This is a genomic window from Janthinobacterium sp. 78, assembly GCF_003096775.1.
Taxonomy (GTDB): Bacteria; Pseudomonadota; Gammaproteobacteria; order Burkholderiales; family Burkholderiaceae_D; genus Janthinobacterium; species Janthinobacterium tructae.
In genome coordinates this window covers 2340831-2354522 of sequence record NZ_QENT01000001.1, presented here as the reverse complement: position 1 = coordinate 2354522, position 13692 = coordinate 2340831, and the positions used below count along the sequence as shown (strand labels likewise).

At 62.5% G+C, this 13692-nt stretch carries 10 protein-coding genes; 2 read left to right on the top strand and 8 right to left on the bottom strand.

Going from position 1 to position 13692, the window contains the following annotated elements:
- The first annotated feature begins 34 nt into the window (after positions 1-34).
- Positions 35-2089 (top strand): S9 family peptidase, encoded by a 2055-nt coding sequence (locus C8C92_RS10505; RefSeq protein WP_207781074.1) that lies wholly within the window; start codon positions 35-37, stop codon positions 2087-2089.
- Positions 2090-2246: 157 nt separating this feature from the next.
- Here C8C92_RS10505 and C8C92_RS10500 read toward each other — a convergent pair whose 3' ends face one another.
- The 8 genes from C8C92_RS10500 to C8C92_RS10465 form a co-directional block, all read right to left on the bottom strand.
- Entirely contained in the window at positions 2247-4301 is a 2055-nt protein-coding gene (locus C8C92_RS10500) for an esterase-like activity of phytase family protein (RefSeq protein WP_099759929.1), read from the bottom strand.
- Positions 4302-4372: 71 nt separating this feature from the next.
- Complete coding sequence (locus C8C92_RS10495) at positions 4373-5299, bottom strand: AraC family transcriptional regulator (protein WP_099759930.1); 927 nt, start codon at positions 5297-5299, stop codon at positions 4373-4375.
- Positions 5300-5354: 55 nt separating this feature from the next.
- Entirely contained in the window at positions 5355-6272 is a 918-nt protein-coding gene (locus tag C8C92_RS10490; RefSeq protein WP_116743744.1) for an AraC family transcriptional regulator, read from the bottom strand.
- Between the two features lie 14 nt (positions 6273-6286).
- The gene (locus tag C8C92_RS10485) at positions 6287-7768 is read right to left on the bottom strand and encodes a mannitol dehydrogenase family protein (protein WP_207780991.1); all 1482 of its coding nucleotides are present in this window, start codon (positions 7766-7768) and stop codon (positions 6287-6289) included.
- Complete coding sequence (locus C8C92_RS10480) at positions 7768-8817, bottom strand: ABC transporter ATP-binding protein (RefSeq protein WP_116743742.1); 1050 nt, start codon at positions 8815-8817, stop codon at positions 7768-7770. Before C8C92_RS10480 ends, C8C92_RS10485 begins: the two co-directional genes overlap by 1 nt.
- A gap of 31 nt (positions 8818-8848) precedes the next feature.
- Positions 8849-9667 carry a carbohydrate ABC transporter permease gene (locus C8C92_RS10475; protein ID WP_070219870.1) on the bottom strand — a complete coding sequence of 273 codons (819 nt, stop codon included), beginning with the start codon at positions 9665-9667 and terminating at the stop codon, positions 8849-8851.
- A 10-nt stretch (positions 9668-9677) separates the two neighbouring features.
- The gene (locus tag C8C92_RS10470; RefSeq protein WP_116743740.1) at positions 9678-10538 is read right to left on the bottom strand and encodes a sugar ABC transporter permease; all 861 of its coding nucleotides are present in this window, start codon (positions 10536-10538) and stop codon (positions 9678-9680) included.
- A gap of 158 nt (positions 10539-10696) precedes the next feature.
- Positions 10697-12007, bottom strand: a complete 1311-nt coding sequence (locus C8C92_RS10465; RefSeq protein WP_099759934.1) for a sugar ABC transporter substrate-binding protein — start codon at positions 12005-12007, stop codon at positions 10697-10699.
- 309 nt (positions 12008-12316) lie between these two features.
- On the opposite strand from C8C92_RS10465, the gene C8C92_RS10460 reads away from it, so the two are divergent.
- Entirely contained in the window at positions 12317-13612 is a 1296-nt protein-coding gene (locus C8C92_RS10460) for a carbohydrate porin (RefSeq protein ID WP_116743738.1), read from the top strand.
- Positions 13613-13692 lie beyond the last annotated feature (80 nt).

Genomic DNA, 13692 nt, shown 5'->3' with positions numbered 1-13692 from the left:
ACGTCTGCTGCTCTTGGGAGCATTCAGTGCCGCCATGGCCACCACTGCCGCCGCCGTTGCTGCAGAACCTGCATTGGCCGCGCCGCGCGGTTTCACCGTGGAAGACATGGTCGCCATGGAAAGAGTGGGCAGCCCCGTGCTGTCGCCGGACGCCACGCGCGTCGTCTACACGGTGCGCACGACTAACCTGGACAAAAACCGCGGCAACACACAGCTGTGGATGATCGACCTGCGCGCGCCGAACGCGGCGCCACGCCAGCTCACGCGTGGCGATGCCAGCGCCAGCGACCCGCAATGGTCGCCGAACGGCGACGCCATCTACTTCCTGTCCGGCCGCTCCGGCTCCTCGCAAGTGTGGCAACTGCCCCTGAACGGCGGCGAAGCGGCCAAGGTCACCGACCTGGCGCTGGACGTGGACACTTATCGATTGTCGCCGCAGGGCGACCGCCTGGCCTTCAGCATGGGCGTCTTCCTCGATTGCGCGGACATCGCCTGCACGAAAAAACGCCTCGATGAAAAAGCCAAGAACAAGGCCAGCGGCATGGTCTACGAGCAGATGTTCGTGCGCCACTGGGATACCTGGGCCGATGGCCGCCGCAACGCGCTGTACTCGGCGCCCATCGACGCCAGCGGCAAGGTCAACGCCACGCCCGTCAGCCTGAGCGGCACCCTCGATGGCGACGCGCCATCGAAACCGTTCGGCGACAATGGCGAATACCACTTCAGCCCGGACGGCAAGACGGTGGCTTTCTCCGTGCGCGTGGCCGGCCGCACGGAAGCGTGGTCGACCAACTTCGACGTCTACACGATCCCTGCCGCCGGCGGCCAGGCGCCGCGCAACCTCACGGCCGACAATCCGGCCTGGGACGCGAAAGCCACGTATTCGCCCGATGGCCGCACGCTGGCCTATGTCGCCATGACCAAGCCCGGCTTCGAAGCGGACCGTTTTCATTTGGTGCTGATGGATGTCGCCACGGGCAAGAAGCGCACCCTGGCTGACGACTGGGACCGTTCCGTGGCCGACTTCCGCTGGACGCCGGATGGCAAGGCCTTCCTGGTCGCCGCCGATGACGTGGGCCAGCACCGCTTGTTCCACATCGACGCGGCCAGCGGCAAGGTCGCGGCATTGACGGGCAAGGGCGCCGTGGGCGACTTCGACGTGCGCGGCAACACCATCGTGCTGGCGCAAGCCAGCCTGGCCTCGGGCGCGCAGCTGTACACGCGCAAACTCGACGCGAAGTCGGAAAACGCACCGCTGCAGCAGTTGACGAAGCAGAACGCGCAAGCGCTGGCCGACGTGCGTTTCGGCGAATATGAACAGTTCTCGTTCGCCGGCGCGAATGGCGAAACCGTCTACGGTCATGTCATGAAACCGTGGAACGCCAAGGCCGGTGAAAAGTATCCGGTCGCCTTTTTGGTCCACGGCGGCCCGCAAGGCAGCTTTGGCAACAGCTGGAGCTACCGCTGGAATCCGCAAGTGTATGCGGGCGCCGGCTACGCCACCGTCTTCATCGACTTCCATGGCTCCACCGGCTATGGCCAGAAGTTCACGGATTCCATCAGCGGCGACTGGGGCGGCAAGCCGCTGGTCGACTTGCAAAAGGGCCTGGAAGCGGCCACCAGGAAATTCCCGTGGCTGGACCGCGAGCGCAGCTGCGCGCTGGGCGCCTCGTACGGCGGCTACATGATGAACTGGATTGCCGGTAACTGGCCGGACGGCTTCAAGTGCCTGGTCAACCACGACGGCGTGTTTGACAACCGCGGCATGGCTTACGCAACGGAAGAACTGTGGTTCACCGAGTGGGAAAACGGCGGCCCGTACTACGACGCGCCGGCCAAGCACGAACAGTTCAACCCCGTCAATTTCGTGAAGAACTGGAAGACGCCGATGCTGGTGGTACAGGGCGACCTGGATTTCCGCATCCCCACCGCGCAAGGCCTGGGCACCTTCACGGCGCTGCAGCGCCGCGGCATCCCGAGCAAGCTGCTGGTCTTCCCCGACGAGAACCACTGGGTACTGAAGCCAGCCAATTCGCTGCTGTGGCATCACACGGTTTTGGATTGGTTGAATACCTATACCAAGAAGTAACGGGAGAGTGTCGGATTACGGCCTTCGGCCTAATCCGACCTACCCTCGATTTCCACAATAAAAAGCCGCGCGGTGCATCTCTGCACCGCGCGGCTTTTTGTCATGCAGGTCGGATTAGCGGCGCGCAGCGCCGCGTAATCCGACACTGCACATCACATCAATACGTATTGAGCGCCTTGGCAAACTTCACGATCCACAAGCGGCTAGGACGCTCGCGGTCGTCGCCGCGCGCCACGCGGATGGTGTTGGCGGCATTGCAGCCGGCCGCGCTGCTGGTGACGATTGTGCCGTTCGCATCGACCGTGCACTTGGTCACGTCGGCATCCGCCACTTCCACGCCATTCGCGTCGAAGATCTTGGTTTTCAGGCCGAAGTCATTGTCGTTGGCCAGCGCAATGGTGGAGTCGTCGATCAGGGTCAGGCCTTCGGCCTTTTCCGCCGCCCAGCCGATGGCGTTCAAGTCCAGCAGCACGGTTTTCTTCAGCGGCGTGACAGCCGCCCAGTCGGCGCCATTGACGGCCGCGCCGCCCATGCTGCTTTTTTCCAGGTCCGAGCTCGTCGCGTTGAAGGCGGCGGCCGCAATGTCCGTGGCGCCCTTCAGTTCGACCAGCATCAGTTTATTGAAGACCTTGCCCGACGGCGCCGCGCCCTGTTCGATGACGAGGAACTTGCCGCCGCCCAGCGCCACCATGTCACCCAGCTTGGCGTTGCCCGTGCGGCCATCCTGGTAGTCGGCCGCATTCAAGGGGTAGGCGAACATCTTGCCGCTGCTGCCCGTCGTCGGGTCGAATTCGATCCAGCGCGTGAAGCGGGCGAAGCGCTCGACCTGTTCATTCTTCTTCGTCACCGTATATGGTGCCGTGCCGTCGGACAGAGGGCTTTGCAGGAAGGCGTACAGCTTGTCATTGCTCGTGTCTAAGGTCATGCCTTCCATGCCGCGGTTCGCGCGGCGCTTGGCGAACAGCGCCGGCAAGCCCTTGCCCGGCTCGTACTTGGCCTGGATGATGCCTGTGGCCGCATCGATCTTGATGATGAAGGGGCCGTATTCGTCCGAGACCCACAGCGCATTGCGCTTCGCGTCGACGACGATGGCTTCCGAATCGAGGCCGCCCGCATTGAAGACGGCCTTGCCGGCAGCATCGAACTTCATCGCATCCATGACGGGAATCTCGGCCGAATTGCCCACCGCGCCCACGGGCACGGGCAAGCCCGAACTGTTGACGGCGGTCGACACCTTGATCGGCGTGCTCGAACCCAGCACGGCGCCATTCTTGCCCACCGTGATCACGCCGAACGAAGGCGTAAAGCTCGGCGACGGGAAGATCTTGCTGCCGATCGTGCCCTTGCCCGATGGGTTGGGCACCAGCGGGCCGTCGCCGTTCGGGCCACGGTCCGTCAAGCCATAGAATTCCAGGTCGCCGGCTGCATTCTTGCCCTTGTAGGCCAGGCCCGAGCCATACGATGGCAAAAAGCCGTTCGGGAATTCGCCCTTGATCTTGGCATTCGCGCCTTCGTACGGCACATAGTATTTGTCCGCCGCCTGGATCTGGTAGCGCGTCACGGTGACTTTCACTTCGCCCACCGGATTGGCTTGCGTCAGCGCTTCATTGACGGGCACGCCCGCTTTCGAAGCCAGCGTGTCTTCGAAATGCTCGCGCACGAGCGCGCGGCGCTCGGCATCGACCGTGCGGCTGGCGAATTTCCCGCCCACCGCCGCCAATTGCCCGGCCAGCGCCGTGTTGAAGACGGCCGGCACGGTGGCAAAGTCCAGCGTCTTGCCGGTCAGCGCGGCCTTCACTTCGGCCGTCAGCTTGATGCCGTTCGACGGATCGCTGTCGTCGTCAAGCAGTTGCAGCGCCAGCAGGCGGTTGACGACCTTGTCGTCCGCCACATTCGTGCTGGCGGCCAGCGCCAGCGGCGTGACGACGGCGCCGCATGGCGCCGAACCCAGGGCCAGGCCACCCACGCTGAAGGCCACCGTGTCGCCCGGGTTGCAAATGAATTCGCCCTTGGCATTGGTGCTGGCCTTGGCCGCGCTGCCGGCCACGTAATCGAGACCTTCCACCGCGCCGTCGAGGAACACGCCCGTCTGTGCCACGGGCTTGGCCGGTTCCGCCGGCGTACTATCGCTGCCGCCGCAGGCGGACAGGCACAGGCTGGCGGCGATGGCCAGCAGGGTCAGTTTCGGGGTCGACGTTACGGCAGCGTTCATGCATTCCTCGGCTAAAGTGGGATTGAAGCCGTGGAGAGTAACTGGGCAAAGTGACAAGCCCGTGACAGCCTTCAAGCCCGTGGCGTATCCGCAACAGGCCCGCCGATGCCGCCAAAGCGGCCATCGGCCTGACGCCGGAATTCCTTCGGCGTGACGCCCTTCACCTGCAGGAAGCGGCGGTTGAAGTTGGCCACGTTCTGGAAACCCACGTCGTAGCAGACGTTCGACACGTATTGATCCGTGTCCATCAACAGCTGGCAAGCCTTGTTGATGCGCAGCCGGCTGATGAAATCGGTAAAACTGTTGCCCGTCGCCTTGCGGAAGAAGCGCGAGAATTTACTCAGCGACATGCCCACCTGCTCGGCCAGCATTTCCGCCGAAATCGGCTCGCGGTAATTGTCCGTGATGTAATTGAGGACGGCATTCACCTTGGCCAGGGTGGCGTCATCATCGTAGGAACGCAGCGAAGCGCTCGACAGCAAGCGATAGTTGGCCGTGCGCGCCAGCTTGCTCATCAGTTGCACGAATGCGGCGAAGCGCTCGGCGCCATGCGTGGCGCGGATGCGCGCCAGGTGCTGCTCGGCCTCGTGACCCATGTCGAAAAACTCCACGCCATAGCTGGAGCGCTCGAGCAGCGGCAGCAGCTCGCGCAGTTCGGGGATGACGCGCGCGGCGCCGGCCAGCGGCGCGTGGGCGAACTGCACGATCATGTCGCGCAAGGCCACGCCCCCTTCCGGCACGACGTTGGAAATCCAGTTGTGCGGCAGGCGCGGGCCCGTCAGCACCAGGTGGCCGGGCGAGAATTCGCCGATATAGTCGCCCACGAACAAGCGCCCGCTGGTGGCGACGATCAGGTGCAGCTCGTATTCTTCGTGGCAGTGCCAGCGCACGCGCGAGCTGGGATAGCCGTGTTCCAGGTAATTGATGATGCCATCGTAGCTTTCGCGCTCCAGTTCGGGCGCCTTGCGCTCGCTGTCCTTCTGCCACAGGTATTCCATGCTTGTCTCTCCCAGGCGGTCCCCGCCCGTGCCATCGAATGTACCTTAAAAAACCTCAGGCGCCAAAACGGCCCTGCGCCTGCTGGCGAAACTCCTTCGGCGTCATGCCCTTCAATTCCAGGAAGCGCCGGTTGAAATTGGCCACATTATTGAATCCTGCTTCGTAGCAGATGTTGCTGACGTAGCGCTCCGTCTCCATCAGCAGCTGGCACGCCTTGTTGATGCGCAGGCGGTTGACGAAGTCCGTGAAGCTGTTGCCCGTGGCGCTGCGAAAGAAGCGCGAAAACGTCCGCTCGGGCATGTCCACCTGCTCGGCCAGCTGTTTCAGCGAGAACTGGCTGCTGTAATTGTGCACGATGAAGTTGATGGCTGAACTGATGCGCGCCAAAGCCACGTCGTCATCGCTCGACTGCATCGGCACCGTCGACAGCAATTGGTAATCGCTGGTCTGCGCCAGTTCGCCCAGCAGGGTCAGAAACTCGATGAAGCGCGGCAGGCCGCTGCTGTCGCGGATACGCTGGAAGCGCCGCAGCGACTGCTCGCTGACGCCGAAAAATTCCACGCCATGCAGGGCGCGCTGCAGCAGCGGGAAAATCCCTTTCAGTTCCGGGATGGCGGCGGCCATCGACGCCAGCGGCGCATGCGAAAACTGAAGCACCATGTCGCGCAGGGCCACGCCTTCGGGCGGCGTGTCGAGCGAGACCCAGTTGTGCGGCACGCGCGGCCCCGTCAGCACCAAATGGCCGGGCGCGAACTGGCCGATATAGTCGCCCACGAAGACCTTGCCGCTCGTCTCGACGATCAGGTGCAGCTCGTACTCGTCATGATAATGCCAGCGCACCAGCGCATTCGGAAAGCCGTGCTCCAGGTAGCGGATGAAACCGAAACTGCCTTTCGGCTCGAAGCCGGGCGTGGCATCGCGCTGCTGTTCCAGCTCCATCTGCGGCAAGACAGCATCGGCTTTGCGTGGCATGGCGCGCCCTCCCCTCAAGCCACGCTCTGTTCCAGCGCCGCGCGCGCGCCCAGCCCATACAGGCTGGCCAGCGCTTCGCCCACCGCCAGCGTGAACGCCGGTGTGTCGCAGAGGTCGCCGAACAGCTCGCGCAGGGACAGCAACGGCGTGGCGTCCGAGCCGCCCTGCAGCGCCAGCGCGCGCAGGCGCGCCGCATACGGGTCGTTCAGGGGCATCTCGCGCCCCTGCTCGTCGTGGCCCTCCAGGTAGCGGAACCAGCACGCCACCGTGAAGGCCAGCAGCTTGATGGCGCCGCCCCGGGCCAGCGCTTCGCGCACGGACGGCAGCACGAATTTCGGGATGCGCGCCGAGCCTTCCGTGCCGATGCGCGCCAGCTGGTCGCGCACGGCAGGATTCGAAAAGCGCTCGATCAGGGTGGCCTTGTACCGTTCCAGATCGATGCCTTCCACGCTATCGAGCAGCGGCGTGACTTCGTCATCCATCATGCGCCGCACGAGCGCGCGGATGCCAGGGTCACCCATCGCTTCATGCGCAAACGTATAGCCGAGCTGCATGCCGATGTAGCACAGGGCCTGGTGGCTGGCATTCAAGAGGCGCAGCTTCATCTTTTCATACGGCAGCACGTCGTGCGTCATCTGCGCCCCCACCTTTTCCCAGGCCGGCCGGCCCTGCGGGAATTCGTCTTCGATGACCCACTGGCGGAATGGCTCGCACACGACGGGCCAGGCGTCGACGATGCCAAAAGACTCGCGCAGCAGCGCCCGGTGTTCATCGGTGGTGGCCGGCGTGATGCGGTCGACCATGCTGTTGGGGAAGCTGCCATGCGTGGCCAGCCAGCGCGCCAGTTCCCCGTCGCGCAGGGCGACAAAGGCCAGCAGCATCTTGCGCGTCACGTCGCCATTGTTTTGCAGGTTATCGCAGGACATGATGGTAAACGGCGCCAGTCCCCGCTGATGGCGCAGGGCCAGCGCGGCGGCCAGGTAGCCAAACGAGCAGCGCGGCGCCTGCGGGTGCGCCAGTTCATGCACGATGTCGGGGTGATCCGCGTCAAACTCGCCCGTGCCCTGGTTCACATAGTAACCACCCTCGGTGATGGTCAGCGCGACGATGCGCGTGCCGGAGTCGGCCAGTTTTTCCAGCACGGCTTGCGGCTCGTCGGGCGCATACAGATACTCGCCGACGCTGCCGATGATGCGCGCCGAGTCGCCGGCCGCGCTGCGCTCGACCACCGCATACAAGCCATCCTGTGCCTGCATGGCGTCGCGCATGGCCGCGTCATGCGGCAGCAAGCCCACGCCGCAATAGCCCCACTGCGCGTGTTCCTGGCCAGGCAAGGCCAGTAAATCATCGAGGTACACGGCCTGGTGGGCGCGAAAAAAACCGCCCACGCCGATATGCACGATGCTGGCCACGAGCGTCTCGCGCGCGTACGCGGGCACGGCCACGTTGGCGGGCAGCTGCGCCAGGTTCGCCTGGTTCAATGCGATGGCGTCCATTACAGCGCTCCTTTCGCCGCCGCGTAAGTCTTGCCGGCGCGGTCAAAATAGTGGACGAAGCCCGGCTCGAACGTCAGATGCGTCTGCTGGCCCGGCTGCAGGCTGCTGCGCTCCGCCCCGCGCGACACTACCTGCACATTGTTCGGCAGGCGCACATAGGTCAGGGTTTCCACGCCCAGGGACTCCACCAGGTCGACCGTGACGGGCACGCTGCCCGGCTGCGCCGCGCCCAGGTGCACGTGTTCGGGGCGGATGCCGACAAAGCCGTCGGCCTGCGCCGCGCTGCCCGCCTGCGCCAGCAACTGCGGCGCAGCGTCGGCCGGTACCACGTTCATGCTGGGCGTGCCGATGAATTGCGCCACAAAACGGTTGGCGGGATGGTCATACAGTTCCAGGGGCGAGCCATGCTGCTCGATCTGGCCGTCGCGCAGTACCACGACCCGGTCGGCCAGGGTCATCGCCTCGACCTGGTCATGCGTGACATAGATGGTGGTGGCGCCCAGCTCGCGGTGCAGCTTGGCGATCTCGATGCGCGTCTGCACGCGCAGGGCCGCATCGAGGTTGGACAGCGGTTCATCGAACAAAAACACCTTCGGGTCGCGCACGATGGCGCGGCCGATGGCCACCCTCTGGCGCTGGCCGCCCGACAGCTCCTTCGGCGTGCGTTCCAGGTATTTTCCCAGGTCGAGGATGGCGGCCGCCTTGTCGACTTTCTCGCGGATGATGGCCGGATCGACGCCGGCCAGTTTCAGCGCGAACGACATGTTCTGGAACACCGTCATGTGCGGATACAGCGCATACGACTGGAACACCATCGCCAGGTCGCGCTTGGATGACGGCACGCTGGTGATGTCGCGCCCGTCGAGCGCCAGCTTGCCGCCGTCGATCGGCTCCAGGCCCGCGATCAGGCGCAGCAGGGTGGATTTCCCGCAACCGGACGGCCCCACGAAGACGACGAACTCGCCCTGTTGGATGTCCAGGTCGATGCCCTTGATGGCGCGGTGCTCGCCAAAGAATTTTTCGATATTGCTCAGTTGAAGGTAAGCCATGATTGTCTCAATTCTGATTTGTTTTTCGATGCTACTTGACGGCGCCAAAGGTCATCCCCTGGACCAATTGTTTCTGGCAGAACCAGCCCAGCGCCATGATGGGCGCAATCGCCATCAGCGACGCGGCCGACAATTTGGCCCAGAACAGGCCTTCCGGGCTGGAGTAAGAAGCGATGAGCCAGGCCAGGGTGCCCGCGTTGGAAGCGCCCAGGTTCAGCGACCAGAACGATTCGTTCCACGACCAGACCATGCACACGAGGGCTGTGGAGGCGATGCCGCCCACGGACAGGGGCAGCACGACGTGGCGAAATTCATCCCACACGGTGGCGCCATCCATGCGCGACGCTTCCAGGATTTCGCGCGGCAGCTCCTTCATGCTCGTGTACAGCAGCCAGATCATGATGGGCAAATTCATCAGCATGAACATGATGGTCAGGCCGATGCGCGTGTCGAGCAGGCCGAAGTACTGGTAGCAGATATAGATGGGCATCAGGGCGCCCACGCCGGGCATGTAGCGCGAGCTGAGCATGAATTTCAGCAAACCGATGGTGCCGCCCGTGGGAAAGAAGGCCATCGAATACGCTGCCGGGATGGCGATCAGGAGGCCAATGGCGGTGGAGACCACGCTGGTAAACAGCGAGTTCCACGCGTAGCCGAAGTAATTGTCGCGCGCCAGCACTTCGCGGAAGCTGTCGAGGGTCGGCGTGAAGAACAGCAGCGGCGGCGTGGAAATGGCTTGCCCTTCCGTCTTGAAAGCCATCAGGCCCAGCCAGAAGATGGGAAAGAACAGCAGCAGCGCGCACAGCCAGGCGGCGGCCGTGCGGCCATACAAATTGAGTTTGCTATGCATCAAGGTCTCCTTATTTCGACAGATTCTTGCCGATGACGCGCATCAGGAAGAAGGCGGCGATGTTGGCGATGAGCACGGCGAACAAGGCGCCGGCCGAAGCCGCTCCCACGTCGTACGACAGCAGTGCCTGCTGATAAATCATGAAGGTGATGGTGGTCGTGTCGAAACCGGGACCGCCGCCCGTGGTGGTGAAGATTTCCGCAAAGATCGACAACAGGAAAATCATCTCGATCATCAGCACCACCGAGACGGCGCGGCCCAGGTGGGGAATGTAGAGATAGCGCAACTGCTGCAGATAGGTGGCGCCATCCATGCGCGCCGCTTCCAGCTGTTCCCGGTCCATCGATTGCAGGGCCGTCATGAAGATCAGGCAAGCGAATGGCAGCCATTGCCACGAGACCATCATGATGATGGAAAACAGCGGGTGGGCCGACAGCCAGTCGACGGGCGTGGCGCCAAAGAAGATGCTGATTTGCGCGAACAGGCCGTAGATGGGATTGAGCAGCATGTTTTTCCACATCAGGGCATTCACGGCCGGCATGACGAGGAACGGCGAGATCAGCAGCACGCGCACGATGGCGCGCCCGGGGAATGCTTCATTGATCAGCAAGCCCAGCGCCGTGCCCAGCACCACCGTGATCAGCATGACGGAAAACAGCAAAGTAAACGTGTTCTGCAAGGCCGGCAGGAACGAGGCATCGGTAAAGAAAAAGTGGAAATTGGCCAGGCCATGGAAAGGATGGCCGCTCGGATCGAGCATGGAATAGCGCACGAACGAGTAAAACAGGGTGATCAGCAGCGGGATCACGGAAATGACGGAGACGGCAAGCACGGCCGGCGTCAGCAAAGTCCGGGGGATAATGCGTTTCATAATGTTCTCTTGGGGCGTGAGGTATCTTTTAAACCCGCAAGGCTGAAGTACCGGGGTCGGACCCTGAGGGTCCGACCCCAGCTTTCGCCATTCGGGTTACAACAGCGTCACCTGTTTGCAAACTACAAACCGCGCAGTAGGTTTGTCAGGCTATCTTCCTACTTGTAGTACCCACCCTTGCGCATCTCCCGCTCCGCCGTCTGCTGCGACAATTCCAGCGCCTGCTCCACCGTCACCTTGCCCAGCAGCGCTGCCGCCATCTGCTGGCCGGCCGCCACGCCGATCACCTGGAATTCGGGGATCGATGCGAATTGCACGCCCACGTACGGCGACGGCAGCATGGTGCTTTGCACGGCGCGCGTGGTGGCCAGGGCCTTGCCTTCGGCGGCGGCAAATTTCGCCACTTTCTGAAACTCGGGGCTCGCGTATGTCGACTTGCGCGTGCCCGTCGGCACGTTTGCCCAGCTGGTTTCCCTGGCCACCAGTTTCACGTAATCGGGCGAGGTAGCCCAGTTGATGAAGCGTTGCGCTTCATTCGGGTGCTTGGAACTGGCGGGAATGGCCAGCGACCAGATCCACAACCAGTTGGCGCCCCGCTCCGTCACGCCGATGGGCGACTGGGCAAACGCCACCTTGTCGGCCACCTTGCTTTGCTTGGGGTCCGTGATGAAGGAAGCGGCGATCGTCGCGTCGATCCAGATACCGCACTTGCCCTGGTTGAACAGCGCCAGGTTTTCATTGAAACTGTTGGCAGCCGCGCCGGGCGGGCCGTATTTTTTCATCAGGTCGACATACATGGTGACCGCGTCCTTCCACGGCTTGCTGGTAAATTGCGGTTTCCATTGCATGTCGAACAACTGGCCGCCGTAGGAATTGGCCATGGTGGTGATCAGGGCCATGTTGTCGCCCCAGCCCGGCTTGCCGCGCAGGCAGATGCCGTACACGCCGTTGGCCGGATCGTGCAGCTTTGCGGCCACGTCGCGCAACTGGTTCCAGGTAGGACGATCCTCGATCGTCACGCCCGCCTTTTTGACCAGGTCGCTGCGGTACATGATCATCGAGCTTTCGCCATAGAACGGCGACGCGTACAGCTTGCCGTCGCCGGAGAGGCCTTCGCGTATGGCCGGCAGCAAGTCGTCGATATCGTATTTGGCGTCCGGCTTGATGGGGATCAGCCAGTTTTTCTTGCCCCAGATCGGCGTTTCATACAGGCCGATGGTCATCACGTCGAACTGGCCGCCCTTGGTGGCGATATCGGTGGTCATGCGCTGGCGCAAGACGCCCTCTTCCAGGGTCACCCATTTGAGCTTGATGTCGGGGTTGGCTTGCTCGAAGAACTTGCTGAGCTTTTGCATTTCGATCATGTGGCCGTTGTTGACGGTGGCGATGACCAGGTCGGTGGCGGCAATCGCGGACGAAGCGAAGCAGAAGGCGCCGGCGCACAGCGCGGCAATGGCGGAACGTTTCATTGTGTGTCTCCAGTGTTTTTTGTCGTTGGCAATGCTCAGGTACTTAGCACCACGACCACAATGTAGCACCGGACTTTGATACTTTCTGATACTCCAAAACCGCAATTCGATACTCTTTTGCAGACCCGCTATGCACCAGAGTATCGATATTGAGTAAAAACAACACTTTGAAAGAAAGTATCGTCACTTGTACGTTTTGTATCGGTCTGGTTAAAAAAGCGCTGCTAGACTTGGTTTTCGGCATTAGACCGTATGCGCTGCCCGTCCTCCGGGCGCCAGCGCTACCACTTACATTTTTCTGGAGACCGCATGAATCGCACTGCATTGAAAACTTTACCTGCCCTGCTCCTGGCCATCGCCAGCGCTTCCGCCCTTGCCGACCCGATGTACCCAAGTGATGCCGAAGGCTTCCACGGCTACCTGCGCGCCGGCGCCGGCAGCAATACGTCGGGCGACGGCGGTTCGCAAGGCTGCTTCGGCCTGGGTGGCAATACCATGAAATACCGTCTGGGCAATGAGTGCGACGCCTACACGGAATTCGGCTACACCAAGTCCGTCGCCAAGTCCGGCGGCGTGAACTACCTGGCCACCATCTGGGTCAACGCCTACGCGCCAAACTCCGATTTCGGCGACAACAAACTGGGCATCGTCAAGGCCTACGTCGAAGCGCAGGGACTCGATTTCCTGAACGGCGGCACGGCCTGGGTCGGTAAACGCTTCTACTACCGTCCTGACATCCACATGCTGGATCTGCAATACATCAACATGAACGGCACGGGCGCCGGCCTGGACCGCATTCCTGCCGGTCCGGGCAAATTCTCCTACGCCTTCTTCAAGGACAACGACATCGTCCAGCGCGATGACGACAAAGGTTCGCGCAGCGGCGTACCGAACGCCTACCTGGGTACCAAGTCTGCCGTGCGCCAGAACTTCATCTACGGCGAAATTCCCGTCAATGAAAACGGCACCCTGGACCTGGCCGCGACCTACATCATCGGCGAAGGCAAGGATGACGCCATCCTGGGCAAGCGCAATAACGGCTGGCAACTGTCGGCCTTCCACCGTCAAGGTAAAGTATTCGGCGGCGGCAACACCTTTGGCGTGCAGTACGGCGTCGGTCCTGGCACCGGCAATGGCGCGCAGTTCGGCGCGTCGGGCGACACCAATTTCGGTTCGGACGTGAAACGCACGCGCATCTTCAATGACATGGCGATCCAGCCGATGGCCAATTTCGGCATGGAATTCGTCGCCCTGTGGCAAAAAGACGAGTCGAACGCCAAAGGTTCCTCGACCTGGACCTCGGTCGGCGTGCGTCCCGTATATGCATTCACCGACAACTTCAAGCTGGTGGGCGAACTGGGCACGGACAGAGTGACGCAATCGGGCGGCCAACCGGCCAAGCGCCTGACCAAGCTGACCATCGCGCCGACGATCTCGGCCGGTCCTGGCCTGTGGTCGCGTCCTGAACTGCGCGCTTTTGTGACCTACGGCAAATGGAACGATGCGGCCACCGCGTCGGTCAATACGTCGAACAACGGCGGCCCGATCTACAACAACAATACCAGCGGCACGTCGTATGGTTTCCAGGTAGAGACGTGGTTCTAAGCTGAACCCAAAAGCACGCCGGGGTCGAACCCTGAGGGTCCGACCCCAGTACTTGCATTCGGGTCAAAAAAAGGGCGGAA